The organism is Bacillus sp. HNG, assembly GCF_003400205.1.
Lineage (GTDB): Bacteria > Bacillota > Bacilli > Bacillales > Bacillaceae_L > Ferdinandcohnia.
The window spans coordinates 310935-329422 of the sequence record NZ_QUQV01000005.1; the positions used below are offsets into that span (position 1 = coordinate 310935).

Consider the following 18488-nt stretch of genomic DNA (forward strand, 5'->3'; position numbering starts at 1 on the left):
GCAAGCACCTCCTACATTAGTGTACTACTTCATAACCTCGTATAATTCAAGAAATTTTGTATTGAAGTCCCCACCTACAAATTTTTCATGATTCATAAGCTTAAAATGGAATGGAATTGTCGTGTGTACACCTTCAATGACAAATTCACTGAGAGCTCGCTTCATTCTTGCAATCGCTTCTTCTCTTGTTGCCCCATATGTAATGAGCTTCGCAATCATTGAATCATAATATGGAGGTATTGAATAGCCAGGATATGCAGCAGAGTCCACTCTTACCCCAAAACCACCAGGAGGTAAATACATTTCAATTTTTCCAGGAGAAGGCATAAAGTTCTTCTCAGGGTTCTCTGCATTGATTCGGCATTCAATTGCCCAACCATTAAAGGTTACATCACTTTGGGTTATTGAAAGCTCTTTTCCAGATGCAACGCGAATCATTTCTTTAATTAAGTCTACGCCCGTTACCATTTCAGTTACTGGATGCTCAACTTGAATTCTTGTATTCATTTCCATGAAATAAAATTGATCATTAATGTGATCATAGATGAATTCAATTGTACCCGCACCTGAATAATCAACAGCTTTTGCCGCTTTAACGGCTGCCTCACCCATTTTTTGTCTCGTTGTTTCATTTAGAGCAGGTGATGGAGTTTCCTCAACAAGCTTTTGCAAACGTCGTTGAATTGAGCAATCTCTCTCTCCTAAATGTATCACATTTCCATGGTTATCGGCTAATACTTGAATTTCTACATGACGGAAATCTTGAATATATTTTTCAATATATACGCCTGGGTTACCAAAGGCAGTTGCCGCTTCTTGTTGAGTAATGTTAATGCCTTTAACAAGTTCCTCTTCATTCTTGGCCACTCGGATCCCTTTACCACCGCCACCAGCGGTAGCTTTGATAATAACTGGGTACCCCATTTCATTGGCAAGTGCGATTGCTTCATCTGCATCTTTGATGATACCTTGGGAACCAGGTACGATTGGTACTCCCGCTTCTCTCATCGTTTCACGCGCTACATCCTTTGTCCCCATTTTGTTAATTGCTTCAGGACTTGGACCGATGAAAGTGAGGTTCACTTCACGACAAAGCTCTGCGAAATCGGCATTTTCTGCTAAAAAACCATAACCAGGATGAATTCCTTCACTCTCTGTTAGCTTTGCAACACTAATGATATTCGTAAAATTCAAATAGCTATCTTTTGAAGATTTAGGACCTATACAATAGGCCTCATCTGCTAATTGAACGTGGAGTGATTCACGATCTGCCTCTGAAAAAACGGCTACCGTTTCAATTCCAAGTTCTTTACAAGCACGAATAATACGAACTGCAATTTCTCCACGATTTGCTATTAATATCTTTTTTAACATAGGGTAAGCTCCTTACTTTATGTGATGTTCAAAAAGTTGGCCGAATAGAATTGACATTTAGTCTTTTAAACCCTCCTCCTTTTTGAACAAGACTTTATGCTTTTACTAGAAATAATGGTTGGCCATACTCCACAAGCTGACCATTCTCAACTAATATTTCAACGATTTCTCCATTCACTTCTGCTTCGATCTCGTTAAATAGCTTCATGGCTTCAACGATACAAACGACTGAATCTTCTTTTACTTTATCACCTTTTTTAACATAAGCATCAGCATCTGGTGATGGAGAAGCATAGAATGTACCAACCATTGGAGAAACGATTTTATGTAAATTTTCATCTACTGCTGGTGAAGCGGCAACAGGTTCTGCTTGCTGTGTTTGTGGCTGTGCAGGTTGCGCTGCAGCCTGAGGTACTTCAGTTACAACCGGCGCAACTGGCTGTGCTTGTGCCTTGTTTTCAACTACTGTTTGAATAGTTGTTTCTTTATTTTTTTTCATTTTGATTTTTGAGCCTTCGCTCTCAAATGTAAACTCATCAATATTTGAATGATCAACTAACTTAATAAGCTCACGTAGCTCTTGAATTTTTAACATTTCGGTTACACTCCTTGTGATTAAATAAAAATATATTTTCAAATGTAGGTCAGCATTTTATTGCTAGTATTAGTACCACATACTAATATGATACGATACTTAAAAGGTGCATTTCAATATTTTGCTGAGATTTTTTATCGAAAACGTTATCATCAGTAAACAAATCATATCAAAACCTTCCCCAAATTTCATTTATTTATGAAAAAAATAAAAAGCACGGCATTCATACCGTGCTTTCGTAACACTTATTTTTCTTTTTCACCCGTTACTTCGAATTGTACAGCAAGATTTTGAAGGTCGCCTAACTCGCTGCGTACCAGACGTAAAATATCATTCGCTGCCTTTTTAGAGCTTTCCTTTGCTTTAACTGTAATCTTAATTTTGTCACCCTCTACGCGAACAAGAGCATCTTCGTAATTATTCCCTTTGATCAGCATTTCAATAATTTTTTCTTTTGTTTCGATATCATCAAGCTTCTTTAGTTCATCATAAGCTTTTAGCTTTTGATCCGCTGTAAGCTCAGTTGAAGCCGTTTGATCCTCAAGAGTACTTCTTAATTTACTGCGGTGCTCGTCAATTTCTAAGCGTAATGCGGCAAACATATCATCACTTGCAACAGAAGAAATGACGTTGCCATCTTCATCCTCTTCTACTGTAACACTCGCACCATCTTTATTTTCAGTTGATGTTTCTACATTATCTTTTTCATTATCCTTTTGCTCATCCTGCTCCATTGCCACATTATTATTGTTGTTTTCAGGTGTTGTAATATAATAGACTGACAACACTACAACTAGACTTAACATTGTTAATAACCATACCGTTTGTTTTTTCAATAACATTTTATGAATCCCCCTTCGTTTTCCTTGGTACAACAGCTACCTTATGATTTGGAACATCAAATCCTTTAGTTACTGCCTCAACTACCATTTGTTTTATTTTTGCGTTCTCAACACCCTTAGCGACGATTAGAACACTACGAATATCAGGCTTTTCAATTTTCAAGATAATCGGTGTTTCAGAATCACCACTCCGGATGATGACAACTTGTTCATCACTTGTTATATCTTCTACTTGTCTTTTTCCACCATCCCTGTCCTCCTCACTTGTGATTTGGCTTTGGGTTACGGTGTTTTTTTCAAGTATCTTTGTTTCAGTAGCGTCTACACTAACTGACACAATTACATCCTCTACTCCCGCAATGGCTTCGAGTGCCTCCTTGAGCTCGTTTTCATAACGATCCTCATATTTTGAAATTGCCATTGTCAGGTCATCCTTCTGCTGTCCAAACGCTGGCTCATCTTTTGCACTTACGTCTGAAGACGATGCTGTCATAACAGAAGATGTAGGTTTGTCACCAGAAAATAGATTACTAATTAACATAAAGGCTATTCCAACTGCTAATAAGAGTAAAAAATATTGGTTTTTTTTGTTTCCTTTTTTATCTGGTGGTCCATCCTTAGACCCGGAGAACATCCCTTTGATTGTATTCAGAATTCCTTTGTTCTTATCCATCTACGACTCTTTCCCCCCTTCCACAGTGACTACGATTTTATCTGAGTCAATTTCCCATCTAGTAGATAATGATTTGGTGATTGCTTTGACGTTGGTTTGATCTACTTTTTTATACACTGGTTCAGTCTGTTTGGAGGTATCAATCTCAACTGGTTTGACAACTGGGACATCATCAGGCTCGGCAGTCTCTTTTGATAACACCACCTCGATTGACTGAATGTCGTCCAAAGTAACAGTTTCCTTAACGTCAACTGCACTCGAAAGGAATACATTTACTTTTTGAACTGTTAAATCATATTCGTTTTGCACCAACTCCTCTTCTACTTCAGATTCCAATTGGACAGCCATCGTTTCTAAAATATATGCACGTTGTGAGGCTTGTATTTCTTTTTTCTTCAAATCTATTAAATTTTCTAGATTTTTTTCTGATTGAACCGGTTTTAGATTCATATTTAACAAGGCTTGATCAAGATCGGTTTTAAAAAGTGAGAACAATGGAGTGAGGATGATTAGGATTAACAAAAGCCCTGTTACCATTTTTACGTATTTTTGCATACTCGAGCTTGGCAGAAGCATGTCCACAATGGTGGCAAGTAATATAAATAAAATAATATTTGTTATCCATTCAGCTATAAAACTCATTGTCCTCACCTCCAAGTCTATTTGTCTAGCTTATAGAAGCATTCCGCTTTTTATCTAACCATTAATGTCAAGTTTCCAGCTGCGACAATCACCGTAATACTTAGGAAAAACATCAGTGACACGATAGCTAATGCTGCAAAAATATAAACAACGCTTTTACTGATGATATCTAAACAAGCAATAACAGGTCCCCCGCCGAGTGGTTGTAAGAGTGCAGCTGCCAATTTATAAATAATCGCTAAAGATAGCACTTTAATCGCAGGAAACACTGCAATTAATAGAAGAATGATCACCCCAAAAATTCCAACCGTATTTTTTAAAAGGACCGAGGCACTTATTACCGTATCGGTGGCATCCGTGAACATCCGACCAATGACTGGGATAAAATTTCCGGTAATAAATTTTGCAGTCCTGATTGTGATTCCGTCGGCAACCGCTGTTGTAGTACCCTGTACGGATATAACCCCAAGAAAAATAGTCAAGAACACACCAATGATTCCGATACTCGCATTTCTTAGTAACTGGGCTAACTGTGTTACCTTGTATTGTTCACTTAAAGTACTTACGATGCTCAATAACGCTGCCATAAACAATAATGGTAAAACGATATATTGAATCAAAAGCCCACTTGTATTCATTAAAAATAAAATCAGTGGGTGGAACAATGCAGCAGAAGCGACTCCACCTGAGGATGCCACCAATGCTAGCAACAAAGGCACAAGAGCTAAGATAAAATTAATCATCGATTGGATGGCTTCCTCGGTGTACATAATCGCAACCCGGAAGCTATTTAATGCGATAATGATTAACACCATGTATACAATTGCATAGGCCACCTTGCTGACAGCACTTTTCTCAAATGAATTTTGAAGGGTTTGTAAAAACATACTAAAAACCGTAAGCATGATTAGTGTACTTAGAAGCTTTCCATTGGCAATTAACTCATGAAACACGAATTTGACGAGTCCAAGCAACCACTCCTTCAATGAGAGCTCCTTCTCGCCACGGATGAATTCTAGTAAACTACCCTTTTGACTTTCAGGTAAATATCCACCATAATCTGTTACTATTTCATCCCAGAATTGTTTTATTTCGTCGATGCCGAGGGTTTCTAACTGTTCCTCAACCTGATTTTGAATTTGATTGTCGATGATTTCTTGCTGTGAGGGTGATGCTTGTACAAATTGAGGTAATGAGAAAAAGAATAGCAATAATACTCCAAAAGAAAAAACTTTACTACTGGTCACTCAACCACCCCCTTGGAAACCGGATTTAACTTGGAATTAGTCCAATAATTGTTTCTATTAAAACTGTTAAAATTGGTATCGCCATTGCTAAAATTAATATTTTTCCTCCGAGTTCAATCTTTGAGGCAATGGATCCCTGCCCTGCATCCTTTGTAATTTGTGCTCCAAACTCAGCAATATAGGCTATCCCGATGATCTTAAGTATGGTTTCCACATAAACGGTGTTCACATTTGCATTAATGGCCACTTTCTCAAGCATCCGAATGATGTCGGAAATTTCTCCCACTAAAAAGAGAAAAATCACACAGCCAATAAATACAACTAGCATAAAGGCAAAGGTTGGTTTTTGTTCTTTTACAATGAGTGCTAGAAAGGTCCCAATTAGACCTAATCCAACGATTTGTATAATCTCAATCGCTCACCCCTCCTTACCCCTGAAAGAGAAATACAGCTTTAATCTTTTTAAAGAGGTCCTCTACGATTGTTGCGACCATAAACAGGATATAGATGAAGCCCAATAACGTTACCCACTGGGCATACTCCTTTTTACCCATCTGATCTAGGATTGTATGGAGAAAGGCAACCACAATTCCTACACCGGCTATTTGAAAAATAATATTTACATCCACTCCCATGCGCTTCTTCTCCCCCTAAATCAATAAAATGACTACTAATAATCCTGACAAAAAGCCCAGGCTTTTCACCATTTTTTCATAACGCAATTGTCTATCTTTTGCTTCGCTTTCTTCTCGTTCAAGATGGGTAATAGCGAGTAAAATGTGTTTTTGTTGTGAGGTTCTGTCATGTTGTCCAAGCGTCTCACCAAACTGCTGAAGAATCTCAATTTCTCCTTGGTGAAAAGCTGTCAACTTAGACACCTCTTTCAGACTCTCATCCCAGGCTACTTTTACACTGACCTCTCCAGTTTGAAGCCGTTTTGCAAATCCCTCAAAAAAATAAGAAACTGGCTTCGGAATTTGTCTTGCAAGATGGGTAGCCACATCTATTAATGGGACATGTCCATACATGATTTCCGCCTCAAGTGATTGCAATGCTGTCTTAAGCATTCTCAGTTGGCGCGGTCTTTCACTTAACTTGCGTGCTGCCTCAAATCCAGCCCATGTTGTAGCAAGTAATATTAAAATAGCTCCAATCATTTTTATCATTTATGTCACGCTCACTTTTGGTAAAAGTTGCTTGCCAGATGGACCAAGGATCGCTTTAATTGTTCCTGGCCCTTTTGTGCGTGATAGCTCTACAAACCTCTCGATTACCCCTGCGTTAATTATTTTTTCTAAAGACGGTCGCTTCATGAGATCTGAAATTTGATGGCCATGTGCTGTAACAATCAAACTTACACCGGCATTTACGGCCTCCATAATTGCCTGACTGTCTTCATCTCTACCAATCTCGTCCACTATTAATACATCAGGACTCATTGACCTGATCATCATCATCATTCCTTCTGCCTTCGGACAAGCATCTAGGACATCAACCCTTGGTCCTAGTGTCGCTTGTGGAACACCTTTTACACATCCTGCAATCTCTGAACGTTCATCCACAATTCCCACCTTCATTGCGGGAATGCGTCTTGTTTCTATTCCTGTGCTAATCATCCGTGCAAGGTCCCTTAATAATGTTGTTTTACCAGTTTGCGGTGGACCAATAAGGATGGTATTTTTCCAATATGAGTCATAGAGATATGGAGCAAGTGGTTCAGCGACACCGATTTTTTGTTTGGCCACCCGAATATTAAAGGAGGTAACATCACGAATGGCTTTAACCATTCCACTTTCTGTAATGACCTTACCAGCTAGTCCCACTCGATGCCCACCTTGAATCGTCACATAGCCACGTTTCAGCTCTTCTTCAAGCGTATAAATTGAGTATTGACCAAGCTTGTTAAGGAGCTGAATGGCATCTTCACTTGTCACGATATAGTTGTGGAAAATTGGAATTCCACTCTCAATAATTTCTAGAGGTCTTGATACCCTAATTCGGATTTCTTCCATTTTTTCTTTGCGTTCTGGAGGATACTTGGCTATTAGATTAGCGATTGTTTTCGGTAAAACGTCGACTATCTCTTTCATATGGTAAACTCCTCATCTAAACTCTCATAATTCAATGTATGCTAGCTTGGACACATTATGCCTACACATGTGATTTCTAGCGGAAGATTCCATACAAAATAAACGCAACCCCGAGCCCTATAAATAAAAGCTTTGAATAAGACAACTGATCAGCCAATCCAATTAGTCCAATCGACATTGTTGCAATCAAAATCAGCGGTCCCACAATCGCGAGCATCGCATTGACGGCCAGTGCTTTTTTCACATCATTAAAAGTTAGCATTAAAATGGCCGCCGTAATTTCTAAGCATCCAGATATGATCCTCAGTCCAGCCATCGTTAAAACTGTTGAATCAAACACCGATAATAATCGTTTCATTGAAGTCCCCACCCAATAATTTTCTTTTGTACAACCTATGCTTGTTCAGTGATTTTCAGAAGAGGAAATTTTGTGGGAGTGTTGGTGGGGAGGTGAGGGAATTATGTTTGTGGATTTTACATTCAGATTCTTCGACCTCTTTTTTTCCAAATTAATAAAAAAAGAACCCACCTCAAACGGTGAGTTCTACCTGAAATCTCAATATTTATTACGCACGTGATATGTAAGAACCTTCATCTGTGTTGATGATTAATACATCTCCTTCATTAATGAAGAAAGGAACTTGAACAATTAATCCTGTTTCAAGGGTAGCAGGTTTTGAACCGCCAGAAGCCGTGTCCCCTTTGATACCTGGCTCTGTTTCAACAACTTTAAGCTCGACAGTATTTGGGAGCTCGACTCCAAGTGTTTCAGTTTGGAACATCATGATGTGAACTTCCATATTTTCTTTCAAGAACTTTAATTCATACTCAATTGCAGATGCTGGTAATTCGATTTGCTCATAAGATTCATTGTCCATGAATACATGTGAATCACCATTCGCATATAGATATTGCATTCTGCGGTTTTCGATTTGTGCTTTTGCTACTTTTTCACCAGCACGGAATGTTTTTTCTTGAACTGCACCTGTACGAAGGTTACGAAGCTTTGAACGTACGAAAGCTGCTCCTTTACCTGGCTTAACGTGTTGGAAATCCATTACTCTCCAAATTCCACCGTCTACCTCAATTGTTAAACCTGTACGAAAATCGTTTACTGAAATCATATATTATTTCCTCCTAATCCAATTCCGACAAAACTTTGTCTATAGAATAATTAATTCCTTAGTAGAGAAAGTAAGAGCTTCATTGCCGTCTTTTCTAACAACAAGATCGTCTTCAATTCTCACGCCACCAAGACCCGCTATGTAAATTCCTGGTTCACAAGTTACAATCATTCCAGGCTCAAGTACATTATCTGATCTGAATGATAGTCCTGGCTGCTCATGAACCTCCATACCTAATCCGTGCCCAGTAGAATGACCAAAGAATTCACCATAGCCTTTTTCTGCAATATAATCACGGGTTAGAGCATCAGCTTCTTTTCCTGTAATGCCAGCCTTGATTCCTGCCATACCTCGAAGTTGAGCTTCTAAAACAACATCATATATGTTTTTTAATTCATCGCTAGGAGTTCCAACCGCAACGGTACGTGTGATATCTGAACAATATCCTTTATAATAGGCACCATAATCAAGGGTTACAAAATCACCTTTCTCAATCACTTTGTCGCTTGCTACGCCGTGTGGCAGGGCAGAACGATACCCGGATGCAACGATTGTGTCGAATGAAGATGAAGTAGCTCCTTGTTTTCGCATAAAGAATTCTAGCTCAGTAGAAACTTCAATTTCTGTGATACCAGGACGAATTACATCTAAGATATGTGTAAAGGCGGCGTCAGCTATCTCCGCTGCTTCCTTTAATATCTTAATCTCTGACTCTGTCTTAATCAAGCGTAACTTTTCAATTGCACCTGAAACTGGGACAAGTTCAGCTTTCACATCTTTGTCGTATGCTGTATATGTCGCAAAAGAAAGGTCCTCTTGCTCAAATCCAAGCTTCTTAATTCCCATTTTTTCAGCTTGTTTTGCAACCTCTTCAATGATCGGACCTGAATGTTGAACAATTTCAAATTCCTTTACCTGTTCATTGGCTTGCTCGACATAGCGAAAATCTGTAATAAATACTGCTGCATTTTCAGAAATGAGTGCAACTCCAGCTGTACCGGTGAAATTTGTTATGTAACGTCTGTTGTAGCTATTCGTAACTAATAAACCATCGATTCCAAATCCAGAAAAACTTTCGCGCAATTTTTCTAATTTACTCATCTAGATTTCCCCCTCAGTACTCTAATACGTAAAACTCCCTTAAAAATAGAATGTTCGAACAAGAACATTCTATCATAATTTTCTCTAATTCACCTACTCATTTGTTGAAACCGCTTGTCTTTCGCCCCTCATTTCATTTTCCTCAAATGAAATCGAGTAACCAATAAAGACACCATATAGAATATAAACGCATATAGTAGTAATAACTGTATTACGCTCTAGTTCCGCAACAGTTTTAATATCCGGAAAAATTGGATTAAACACATAAAAGACAATGAGCCACAAGATAATGCCAAATAAGGCACCAACCCATATGGACTGATATTTTTTTAGTAAAGCATAATATAAAAGTGCTACACCAATTGAGATAATACCAATTACAAAAATCCCAATAAACTGACCTAACATATGATTTTTCCAATCACCAAGGATCCATGGCTTAAGGATAAGATTAGGGCTCAGTTCAGTAAAATGAAAAACATACGTAAAATAGGAAAGTAAACTCCAAAATATGCCCCCGAACAAACCTATGACAACAACCTTACCCATTAAAGACATATCACCATTTTGTTTATTTTGTTCAAGTTCTGGATTTTTCTTTTCAGCATCTACCACAGGTCAACACCTCCATTTGGTAGTATGTCCATAACTTTTTTAATCTATTTGAAAAAATTCATGGAAAAATGTGTAGCAATGGAAATTGCTGGGTACAATAGTAAATGTTTATGAATAATTTATCAATTTTCTAAATAAATGATGTCGTTAACATAGAGGTTTATTAGGATATCTTGTAGAATATAAATAGAAGAAGGACGTATTTTTAAAAATATCTTTTCATTATTGAAATATACGGGCAACAACGTTATTGATAATTAATACAATATAAGGATAGTTTTCAGGAGGTGTATCTCATGAATCGTCGTAAATCAAATATAGTCGTAATGATTTTACTAGGATTAGGTGCACTTGGATTTGTCTACACTCTTTTCACTCGTCCAGGTTCATTACTCGTGCAAGCAGGCATGATTTTCCTATTCGTAGGGATAATCTATCTACTATATAAATTTGTGATTAGTCGACGAATGGGAGGAAAAGAACATTCCGCTTATTTACGCGCAGCTAAACAATCCAGGAAGCGTTTTAAATCTGGAAGTCAAAGAAAATCACAGACATTAGGAATGGGTAGTAAGAAACATACAACAACCTCGACAAAACGATCGACTGTATCGCCTATTCATAAAAAGCGAAAAACGAACACAACACACCTAACTGTAATTGAAGGAAAAAAGGGAAAAAAGAAGAACCGAGCACTATTTTGAACTTTATTCAGCACCGACTGAATAAAGTTTTTTTGATTCTTCTTTTGTTTTATTAATTCAATAGCACCAGGTACGTAAAAATGATTCGGCACGGATTTTACCTTGCAAAATAAGCTCTTGCTTTTTTTCATCCGTTACCCCAAATTCTGTCGTTAACCCGCTTTCAATAGGGATAAAAATGATATTTTTTTCATGTCGACGCGAAATATACCGTGCATCATGGGCATTTTTCATGGTTTCGAAAAGGGCTCCAAACATATCGATGGCATTATGAATTTTATTTTGTTTTTGCTGTTGACTGCTCCCACTTAGCTTGATACCAAGGACCGGTCGCTTTTTTAGCTTTTTTTCCTCATCAAAAAGCCAGATTGGAAAGTTTGATAGCACCCCACCATCCACAACAATTGTATTGCCTTGATAATCTTTTAAACGGACTGGCTCAAAAAAGTACGGAAGGCTGCAGCTCATCCGAACCGCTTTAGCAACGGGAAAGGATGCTGGATGAATGCCATAGCGCTCTAGGTCATCGGGCAACACCATGATTCTCCCATTGGTTAAGTCGGAAGCAATAATACGTAATCGGCCTGGTGGGAGGTTTTGAAAGGTGACAACACCCTTGGCACGGAGTTTTTGATAAATCCATTTCTCTAACATATCACCTTTATATAAGCCAAGACGCCAATATAAAAGAAGCCATTTAGCTAAGGGTGTAGGTAAAAAGGCTTTTCGTTGATCTAAAAAATCACCAAGGTCTAATTCTTCCATGAGTTCAATAATCTCACCACTTGTATACCCCGCTGCGATTAAGGCGGCAATTAAGGAACCTGCACTCGTTCCCGCCATTCTTTCGAAGGCTAATCCTCTTTCTTCGATTGCTTGGTACGCTCCAATTAAGGCAAATCCTTTAATACCCCCACCCGAAAAAACGCCATCGATTAACATAGAACCCCTCCCAATCCCCCACTATTGAAGCAAGGGCGTTCTGCTAAAAATGTTACAGCAATGCCTTTATACATTTTTAATCACAATGCTAGGGATTTAGTACGAATGAATATTTTGGAGCATAAAAAAAGAAGGAATCGATTTGATTCCCTCTTAGTGTTTAGTTTTACAATCCACATTTAAGTTGTGCACCGCAGTTTGTACATGTGTTACATCCACCAAGGTCTTCGACTGTACCTTGACGACATACTGGGCAAGTGTCACCCACTTCAGAACCAATGGTTACATCCGTTTGACGTAAGTCAATGATTGTATCCATAAGGACGACACGGCTTTTTGGTTTTTCTTCTTCTTGTGTTGTCACTTCTGTATCTTCAAAGGTATTCTCTTCAGCTTTTAAAGTAAGAACCTGAGCGTCACGGCTTCCGTCAACGTAAACCGTACCACCTTTTGCTCCACCTTTGTAAAGACGCTCGTATACAGCCTCTACTTGAGATACAGTATAGCCTTTCGGTGCATTAACAGTTTTACTGATAGAACTATCAATCCAGCGCTGGATGACACATTGTACGTCAGCATGCGCTTCTGGTGAAAGTTCCATTGCAGAAACGAACCACTTTGGAAGGTTGTTTGGATCTGCTTCTGGGTGTTGATCCAGATATTCTTGAACGATATCTGCTTTTACTTCAATAAACTTACCTAAGCGTCCACTTCTGAAATATGAGAATGAGAAGTAAGGTTCTAAACCTGTTGAAACGCCAACCATTGTTCCTGTGCTCACGTTTGTTACTCTCTATTTTCAATAGAGGGTGGGACTATTATTACCCACTCCATATGTCGCCATATGGGTCAGACTATATCACCAACCAGTTAATTCTTTTTACTATGTCTCTTTCGATGACATGGATATTCACATAAGCTTACCAAATTTGAAAGTTTGTTAGCAGATTTCCAATCCCCATCGAATTCCTGTAATTGACACTGGTTGCTCGGCATGTAGTCGTTGAGGGGGCAGCCACGCCTTCCCTGCGGATTGTCTGCACCTTTTGATTTTTACTCTTAATGTGTTGGCGCACGAGTACAAAAGGATTCTCAGAGTTTCCCGCATACAGCCAAGTTTACGCTACATTCTTACGAATATAGGGGGCAAGTTGTTTACCCGTAGGAGCAACGGTTAGTAAGTGTGAGTTACGAATTCCGTGTTCTTTGATTCCTTCTTTGATATCCTCTGGCATTTTTTGCATGTATCCTGTGTTTATGAAGGCTTCTCTAATTCGATCGCCATCCTCAGCTGAATTTCCTTCTAAGAATGGGAAACTTCCTTTTTCTTTTGCCAGTTCAATCGAAGCACGGTAAGCAGTAGTTGCGATTGTTTCGAACACTTCGTCAACTAACTTATTTCCTTCCTCTGAACCGTATTCTGTTTCACAGTAGATAAGAAGATCGTGTAATCCCATAACACCAAGACCAACACGGCGTTCACCTAATGCTTGGTTTTTATTCGCTTCTAAGAAGTATGGAGTTGCATCGATTACGTTATCTTGCATTCTTACTCCAACTTCAACTGTTTGCTTGAGCTTTTCAAAGTTAACAGTTCTTGTTTCTTTATCAACCATTTCAGCTAAGTTAACCGCTGCAAGGTTACAAACACTGTACGGTGCGAGGGGTTGCTCTCCACATGGGTTAGTTGCAACGACTTTTTGACCATAGCTTTGTGCATTTGTCATGTCATTTGCATTATCAATGAAGAATATTCCTGGTTCTGCAGCATAAGTTGCACAGATATTAATTAGGTTCCAAAGGTCTTTGGCTTTAATCTTACGGTACTCACGTACTTTATGACCAAGCTTTTCCCATTCTCGTACGTCTCCAACCTTGTGCCATTCTTCATTATAGATTTTCATTTCTTCTTCATTGTAGCTTTCAACATCCGGGAATTTAAGTTCATACATTCTATCTTCTTCAACAGCTTGCATAAAATCTTTTGTGATACATACTGAAATATTTGCACCTGTTAAGAACTCAGGATTATGAACACTGTAAGTTCCGCCAGTTACTAATTTTTGCTCAGCATCTTTAATAATTTTCTCACTAAACCCACCGTAACCAGGAATTTGTTTATAGTTCACAATACCTTGGTACATTTGAACTTCCTGCTCTGTAAATGGAGTGAATTTTAACTTTTCTTGAGCGTATTTTTTAATTGTTTCATCTTCTGTATTTTCGATTAAATAACGAAGAATTCTTGGATTTTGCATTTTCGATATGATGAATTCAATGATATCCGGATGCCAATCGGATAGCATGATCATTTGGGCCCCTCTGCGTGACCCACCCTGTTCAACAAGATGTGTTAATTTCGCAATGTCATCTAACCATGAAACAGAACCAGATGACTTACCATTTACACCGCGTGCTAGTGTGTTACGTGGGCGTAATGTAGAACCGTTTGTCCCTACACCGCCTCCACGGCTCATGATTTCCATTACTTGTTTGCGGTGCTCAGAGATCCCTTCGCGAGAGTCCTGAACAAACGGCATCACGTAACAGTTAAAATACGTAACATCCGTATCCGCACCTGCTCCGTAAAGAACTCGACCAGCTGGAATGAAGTTTAGGCTTACAAGCTCTTGATAGAATTTTTCAAACCATTCCTTTCGTTTTTCTTCTGTTTTCTCAACTGAAGCTAAACCAGTAGCATTTCTTTTTGCGATTTGCTCATAGAAAATTTCAAGTGGCTTCTCAATAACATCTAGTGAGCGATTCACAATTCCTGTCTCCACTTCCTCAGGGTTGTCCAACACACCACGATACTCTTCTTCTACCAATACCCGGGCTGTCTTCTTTTCCCAATCGATGTCAACGATGAAACCTAAGCCACGTGCAGGAAACTTTGGATCCTCTTTGATTGTTAGGACAACAAAGTCACCTTCTGCTAAAGTAAGCTTCTCTGTATCCTTAAACGTATACCGGTCAAGCATTACAAGCCTAGATACGCCCTTATGCGTAATCTTCATGTCCACTGTAACTGGATGGACCTGAGGAAAAAGGCGTATGTCCTGGTTCAACCTTTCTACATTAATATTCATTTTTTCTAGCACAACAGTCATTCCCACATCTCCCTTTAAATCTATTAATTCAATTGTGATTGTTTTATTGTGATAAAATTAAAGTATCATATATCCATTTGAAAGACAACACAAAAATCAATATATAGTGTTAAAATAATTTTCGACACCACTACATATTGATTTTTATATAAATAAAATCTATTTTGTCAAACTGAAAATAATATAATATATAAAGAAAAACGGAGGAAAAACTAGGTAAACTAAATTTTTTCGCTTATTTTGAAGAATTTTGTCGGTTGCTTTTTACCTATATAGACGAAACCCAGTTATACCAAAGATTTCAAGTTTTACCTAGTAAAAAACGACTAAAAAAAGTCGTTTATCGTTTAAAATTCCATTCATCTGTTTTGTATCGTCTTTCTGCAATTTCATTTACATAATCCAATTCTTCATTAGTTAATTGATATGGCTCAAGCACAACATTAAGGCCTTCCTCAAAACCTTCCTTAAAAGCTTTCTTCGCCTCTTCAATCGTAACCGGAATATTCCTTAATGCATTTATAGCAACTGCTTTATTTTTGAAATTTCGCTGCATCCTTTCTTTGACACGCTCACTTGGATATTTAAATAAATCGAATAATTTATCTTCATCTATATCTAGTAGGATCGAACCATGTTGAAGAATGACACCCTTTTGTCTCGTTTGTGCACTACCCGCTACTTTCCTTCCTTCAACAACAAGTTCGTACCAAGAAGGTGCATCAAAGCACACAGCCGAACGTGGATTTTTTAGTCCTTCGCGCTCTTCAGCTGTCTTTGGAACAGCAAAATATGCATCAAGACCTAGTTTGCGAAAGCCTTGCAAAACGCCCTCAGATATGACACGATATGCCTCTGTTACCGTTTTAGGCATTTCAGGATGTTCCTCTGACACAATCACACTATAAGTAAGCTCCTGATCGTGTAATACCCCTCTTCCACCTGTCGGACGACGAACAAAGCCTAGACCATATTTTTTCACAGCTGCTAAGTCAATTTCTCTTTCTACCTTTTGAAAATAACCAATTGATAGTGTCGCTGGATTCCAACCATAAAAACGAATTGTCGGTGGAATTTTACCCTCACTATTCCAATCAAGTAAGGCTTCATCTAAAGCCATATTAAATTCTGGCGAACAATTGCCAGAATCAATAAATCTCCATACCTCTTTTTCCATACGAAACCCTCTTTGTTCAATATTGTTTGCCATTCTTTAGTCTATCAGAACAAAAATTGTTTTTCAAAATCAAAACCTCCAGAGAATTCCTTTGATTCTTTTTAAACACACGAATATAATAGAAAAGAGAGATAGAAAAAGGAGTAGATTGATTTTGGAAATACTTTTAATTGTTTTAGGTGCAATCATCGCATACGGAATTATCACATTCTTCTACCAAAGAAAAATAGTAACTGTTTTAAACGAAGAACAGTTTCGTGAAGGATATCGTAAAGCACAACTAATCGATGTCCGTGAACCAAACGAATTTGACGGGGGTCATATTCTAGGTGCACGTAATATTCCATTATCACAAATGAAAATGCGCTTAACTGAAATCAGACCTGATAAACCAGTCTACTTATACTGCCAAAACACTGTTCGTAGTGGCCGTGCAGCACAATTACTTCGTAGAAAAGGCTATAAAGAACTTTACCAGCTGCAAGGTGGGTTTAAAAAGTGGTCAGGTAAAATAAAGAAAAAATAACCTATTCCATTCTGGGAATAGGTTTTTTCGTGTCTTGTTTATGATAAACTATGTAAAGAAATAACTCGAGGTGATATTTTGAACATTTCGAAAGGACTTTACCATACCATCTACCATCCAAGACTAATCATCATTCCACTTATAGTAAACGTATTTCTCACATTCATTGGAACAATAGGAGCATATGCAGGTTTCAGTATATTATATTTTAGCAATAGTTACGCAGTACCATTTGGAATCCCATTAATAAAGGATGTTATATTACCTTTTCAGGGACTAACAATAAATTGGTTGCTTACCAGCATAGCTACCATTATCATTCTGCTATTAAAAAGCTATGCGCTCAGCATATACCTCGGCTCCATGAAATGCTTTTTAGTAGGTCCTGATAATACATATTCCATCCTAAAAATAGCCCCTTATTATTTTGATAGAATGGTGAGGTTTTCGATAATCGAGTTTTTCATCAGTGGAATACTCTTTATTATCTCAAATGTTTTTTTGCCATTATCCCTTTTAGGGATTTTAATTGTATTATTTTATTCCCTAACCCCGTATATTATTGTTCTAGAGGACACCACTGTAAGGGACGCAATTGCAAGATCACCAAAACTATTATTAAAAAACTTCGGAACCATATTTTTTATTGCGTTGATTTCACTGATTTTGACATTTTTAATAAGGGAGATTCCATTTACTGATAAAAAAATGGAATACTATGTTGTTTCACTTCTATATAGTTTTATTGGGACCATCCTAATTTTTGCAGTAATGAATTGTTTACATAAAAGTATTTATACATTCAGTCTTCCGCCAAAGAAAGTAATAAAATCAAGAAAGCTATTCCTACCGTTATGGATTGTAGCACTTCTTTTGCCATTACTTGGGGCGTTATTAATTATTGATTAAGAAAGGTAGAGTTAAATGATGGATCTGGAAGAAAGTTAGATGTGGTAATCTATCAAATAGAGAGTTATTTTATTTTTAGGTAACAGGGTATACCGCTTTTGTTGTTTACGATATACCATTTATTGTTTTACGGGTGAGTGATATACCGTTTAAGTTGTTTGCGGTATATCATTTATCATACTACGATTGGGTGATATACCGATGATGGGGTTTGCGGGTTTAGCGTTCCCTGATTTTTTACAAATAAGAACCACTTTATGACGTTTGCTGGATCGGTGTTTCCTAATTTTTTACAATCACGAACCTCTTTACGGCATTTAGCGGAACAGTGTTTCCTAATCTTTTACAATCACGAACCTCTTTACGGCATTTACCGAAACAGTGTTTCCTAATCTTTTACAATTAAGTGTCTCTTTAAGACGTTTACTTGATCATCACTACTTAATTTTTTGCCGTTATTAAAAATGACAATCTAAAGAAACTTGTGTATTGGCTAGAGTTACCTTTTGCTTCTTCCCAATCACAAAAGTGGTACGTTTTACCTTTCGTTACTATTCACTTGAAAACAATCTCACAACGGGAACGATTCTACAATATAAGTTACCCATCCTCACTCAACATCAGTCAAACAAGTGCCACGTACTTCAACTCTAATATCCAATCAAAAACAAATAAAAAAGACCAACCATATTGATGTGCACCCCAAAAGTTAGACGAATAATTCTAACTTTTGGGGTGTTTTTTGTGGTCAAATATGATGAAGGATTTAAGCAAAATGTAGTTGACGCTTATTTAGCAGGTGAAGGTGGATATGCTT

Annotated in this window: 19 protein-coding genes and 2 pseudogenes; 3 read left to right on the forward strand and 18 right to left on the reverse strand. The window is 37.8% G+C overall.

Annotated elements, in window-relative coordinates:
• Window positions 1–24: 24 nt before the first annotated feature.
• The 14 genes from accC to DZB84_RS12175 form a co-directional block, all read right to left on the reverse strand.
• On the reverse strand, window positions 25–1374 hold the full coding sequence (gene accC, locus DZB84_RS12110) for an acetyl-CoA carboxylase biotin carboxylase subunit (RefSeq protein ID WP_116352520.1): 1350 nt from the start codon (window positions 1372–1374) through the stop codon (window positions 25–27).
• A gap of 94 nt (window positions 1375–1468) precedes the next feature.
• On the reverse strand, window positions 1469–1969 hold the full coding sequence (gene accB, locus DZB84_RS12115; RefSeq protein ID WP_116352521.1) for an acetyl-CoA carboxylase biotin carboxyl carrier protein: 501 nt from the start codon (window positions 1967–1969) through the stop codon (window positions 1469–1471).
• 245 nt (window positions 1970–2214) lie between these two features.
• Window positions 2215–2811 carry a SpoIIIAH-like family protein gene (locus DZB84_RS12120; protein ID WP_116352522.1) on the reverse strand — a complete coding sequence of 199 codons (597 nt, stop codon included), beginning with the start codon at window positions 2809–2811 and terminating at the stop codon, window positions 2215–2217.
• Between the two features lies 1 nt (window position 2812).
• Window positions 2813–3484: a stage III sporulation protein AG gene (gene spoIIIAG / locus DZB84_RS12125; protein WP_116352523.1), complete on the reverse strand. Its 672-nt coding sequence runs from the start codon at window positions 3482–3484 to the stop codon at window positions 2813–2815.
• Entirely contained in the window at window positions 3485–4126 is a 642-nt protein-coding gene (spoIIIAF, locus tag DZB84_RS12130; RefSeq protein WP_116352524.1) for a stage III sporulation protein AF, read from the reverse strand.
• A gap of 50 nt (window positions 4127–4176) precedes the next feature.
• Entirely contained in the window at window positions 4177–5373 is a 1197-nt protein-coding gene (gene spoIIIAE, locus DZB84_RS12135) for a stage III sporulation protein AE (protein ID WP_116352525.1), read from the reverse strand.
• A 25-nt stretch (window positions 5374–5398) separates the two neighbouring features.
• The gene (gene spoIIIAD / locus DZB84_RS12140; protein WP_083849220.1) at window positions 5399–5788 is read right to left on the reverse strand and encodes a stage III sporulation protein AD; all 390 of its coding nucleotides are present in this window, start codon (window positions 5786–5788) and stop codon (window positions 5399–5401) included.
• Between the two features lie 13 nt (window positions 5789–5801).
• Window positions 5802–6008 (reverse strand): stage III sporulation protein AC, encoded by a 207-nt coding sequence (spoIIIAC, locus tag DZB84_RS12145; protein WP_010284588.1) that lies wholly within the window; start codon window positions 6006–6008, stop codon window positions 5802–5804.
• 15 nt (window positions 6009–6023) lie between these two features.
• Window positions 6024–6539 carry a stage III sporulation protein SpoIIIAB gene (gene spoIIIAB / locus DZB84_RS12150; RefSeq protein WP_116352526.1) on the reverse strand — a complete coding sequence of 172 codons (516 nt, stop codon included), beginning with the start codon at window positions 6537–6539 and terminating at the stop codon, window positions 6024–6026.
• Window positions 6540–7463, reverse strand: a complete 924-nt coding sequence (gene spoIIIAA, locus DZB84_RS12155; RefSeq protein WP_116352527.1) for a stage III sporulation protein AA — start codon at window positions 7461–7463, stop codon at window positions 6540–6542.
• Between the two features lie 76 nt (window positions 7464–7539).
• Window positions 7540–7821, reverse strand: coding sequence for a YqhV family protein (locus tag DZB84_RS12160; RefSeq protein WP_116352528.1), 282 nt, complete (start codon window positions 7819–7821; stop codon window positions 7540–7542).
• A 208-nt stretch (window positions 7822–8029) separates the two neighbouring features.
• A complete protein-coding gene (gene efp / locus DZB84_RS12165) occupies window positions 8030–8587 on the reverse strand; it encodes an elongation factor P (protein WP_116352529.1) in 558 nt (185 codons plus the stop codon).
• A 39-nt stretch (window positions 8588–8626) separates the two neighbouring features.
• On the reverse strand, window positions 8627–9688 hold the full coding sequence (locus DZB84_RS12170) for a M24 family metallopeptidase (protein ID WP_116352530.1): 1062 nt from the start codon (window positions 9686–9688) through the stop codon (window positions 8627–8629).
• A gap of 93 nt (window positions 9689–9781) precedes the next feature.
• Complete coding sequence (locus DZB84_RS12175; RefSeq protein ID WP_116352531.1) at window positions 9782–10303, reverse strand: YqhR family membrane protein; 522 nt, start codon at window positions 10301–10303, stop codon at window positions 9782–9784.
• 296 nt (window positions 10304–10599) lie between these two features.
• Between DZB84_RS12175 and DZB84_RS12180 the strand changes: the two genes are divergently transcribed.
• Complete coding sequence (locus tag DZB84_RS12180) at window positions 10600–11007, forward strand: SA1362 family protein (RefSeq protein ID WP_116352532.1); 408 nt, start codon at window positions 10600–10602, stop codon at window positions 11005–11007.
• A 57-nt stretch (window positions 11008–11064) separates the two neighbouring features.
• On the opposite strand, the gene DZB84_RS12185 is transcribed toward DZB84_RS12180, so the two are convergent.
• The 4 genes and pseudogenes from DZB84_RS12185 to DZB84_RS12200 all read right to left on the reverse strand — a co-directional run bounded on the left by DZB84_RS12185 (window position 11065) and on the right by DZB84_RS12200 (window position 16236).
• Window positions 11065–11949, reverse strand: a complete 885-nt coding sequence (locus tag DZB84_RS12185) for a patatin-like phospholipase family protein (RefSeq protein ID WP_116352533.1) — start codon at window positions 11947–11949, stop codon at window positions 11065–11067.
• Between the two features lie 166 nt (window positions 11950–12115).
• Window positions 12116–12727: pseudogene (locus tag DZB84_RS12190) on the reverse strand (vitamin B12-dependent ribonucleotide reductase); the annotation flags it as partial.
• A gap of 379 nt (window positions 12728–13106) precedes the next feature.
• Window positions 13107–15059: pseudogene (locus DZB84_RS12195) on the reverse strand (vitamin B12-dependent ribonucleotide reductase); the annotation flags it as partial.
• Between the two features lie 340 nt (window positions 15060–15399).
• A complete protein-coding gene (locus DZB84_RS12200) occupies window positions 15400–16236 on the reverse strand; it encodes a lipoate--protein ligase family protein (protein ID WP_116352534.1) in 837 nt (278 codons plus the stop codon).
• Window positions 16237–16390: 154 nt separating this feature from the next.
• On the opposite strand from DZB84_RS12200, the gene DZB84_RS12205 reads away from it, so the two are divergent.
• Both DZB84_RS12205 and DZB84_RS12210 read left to right on the forward strand, forming a co-directional pair.
• A complete protein-coding gene (locus DZB84_RS12205; protein WP_116352535.1) occupies window positions 16391–16762 on the forward strand; it encodes a rhodanese-like domain-containing protein in 372 nt (123 codons plus the stop codon).
• 78 nt (window positions 16763–16840) lie between these two features.
• The gene (locus DZB84_RS12210; RefSeq protein WP_116352536.1) at window positions 16841–17671 is read left to right on the forward strand and encodes a hypothetical protein; all 831 of its coding nucleotides are present in this window, start codon (window positions 16841–16843) and stop codon (window positions 17669–17671) included.
• The last annotated feature ends 817 nt before the right edge of the window (window positions 17672–18488 follow it).

Bases quoted from the DNA above. Each gene is read 5' to 3' on its own strand.
- accC (WP_116352520.1), bottom strand. From the start codon at position 1,374: ATGTTAAAAAAGATATTAATAGCAAATCGTGGAGAAATTGCAGTTCGT.
- accB (WP_116352521.1), bottom strand. From the start codon at position 1,969: ATGTTAAAAATTCAAGAGCTACGTGAGCTTATTAAGTTAGTTGATCAT.
- DZB84_RS12120 (WP_116352522.1), bottom strand. From the start codon at position 2,811: ATGTTATTGAAAAAACAAACGGTATGGTTATTAACAATGTTAAGTCTA.
- spoIIIAG (WP_116352523.1), bottom strand. From the start codon at position 3,484: ATGGATAAGAACAAAGGAATTCTGAATACAATCAAAGGGATGTTCTCC.
- spoIIIAF (WP_116352524.1), bottom strand. From the start codon at position 4,126: ATGAGTTTTATAGCTGAATGGATAACAAATATTATTTTATTTATATTA.
- spoIIIAC (WP_010284588.1), bottom strand. From the start codon at position 6,008: ATGGGAGTGGATGTAAATATTATTTTTCAAATAGCCGGTGTAGGAATT.
- spoIIIAB (WP_116352526.1), bottom strand. From the start codon at position 6,539: ATGATAAAAATGATTGGAGCTATTTTAATATTACTTGCTACAACATGG.
- spoIIIAA (WP_116352527.1), bottom strand. From the start codon at position 7,463: ATGAAAGAGATAGTCGACGTTTTACCGAAAACAATCGCTAATCTAATA.
- DZB84_RS12160 (WP_116352528.1), bottom strand. From the start codon at position 7,821: ATGAAACGATTATTATCGGTGTTTGATTCAACAGTTTTAACGATGGCT.
- efp (WP_116352529.1), bottom strand. From the start codon at position 8,587: ATGATTTCAGTAAACGATTTTCGTACAGGTTTAACAATTGAGGTAGAC.
- DZB84_RS12170 (WP_116352530.1), bottom strand. From the start codon at position 9,688: ATGAGTAAATTAGAAAAATTGCGCGAAAGTTTTTCTGGATTTGGAATC.
- DZB84_RS12180 (WP_116352532.1), top strand. From the start codon at position 10,600: ATGAATCGTCGTAAATCAAATATAGTCGTAATGATTTTACTAGGATTA.
- DZB84_RS12185 (WP_116352533.1), bottom strand. From the start codon at position 11,949: ATGTTAATCGATGGCGTTTTTTCGGGTGGGGGTATTAAAGGATTTGCC.
- DZB84_RS12200 (WP_116352534.1), bottom strand. From the start codon at position 16,236: ATGGAAAAAGAGGTATGGAGATTTATTGATTCTGGCAATTGTTCGCCA.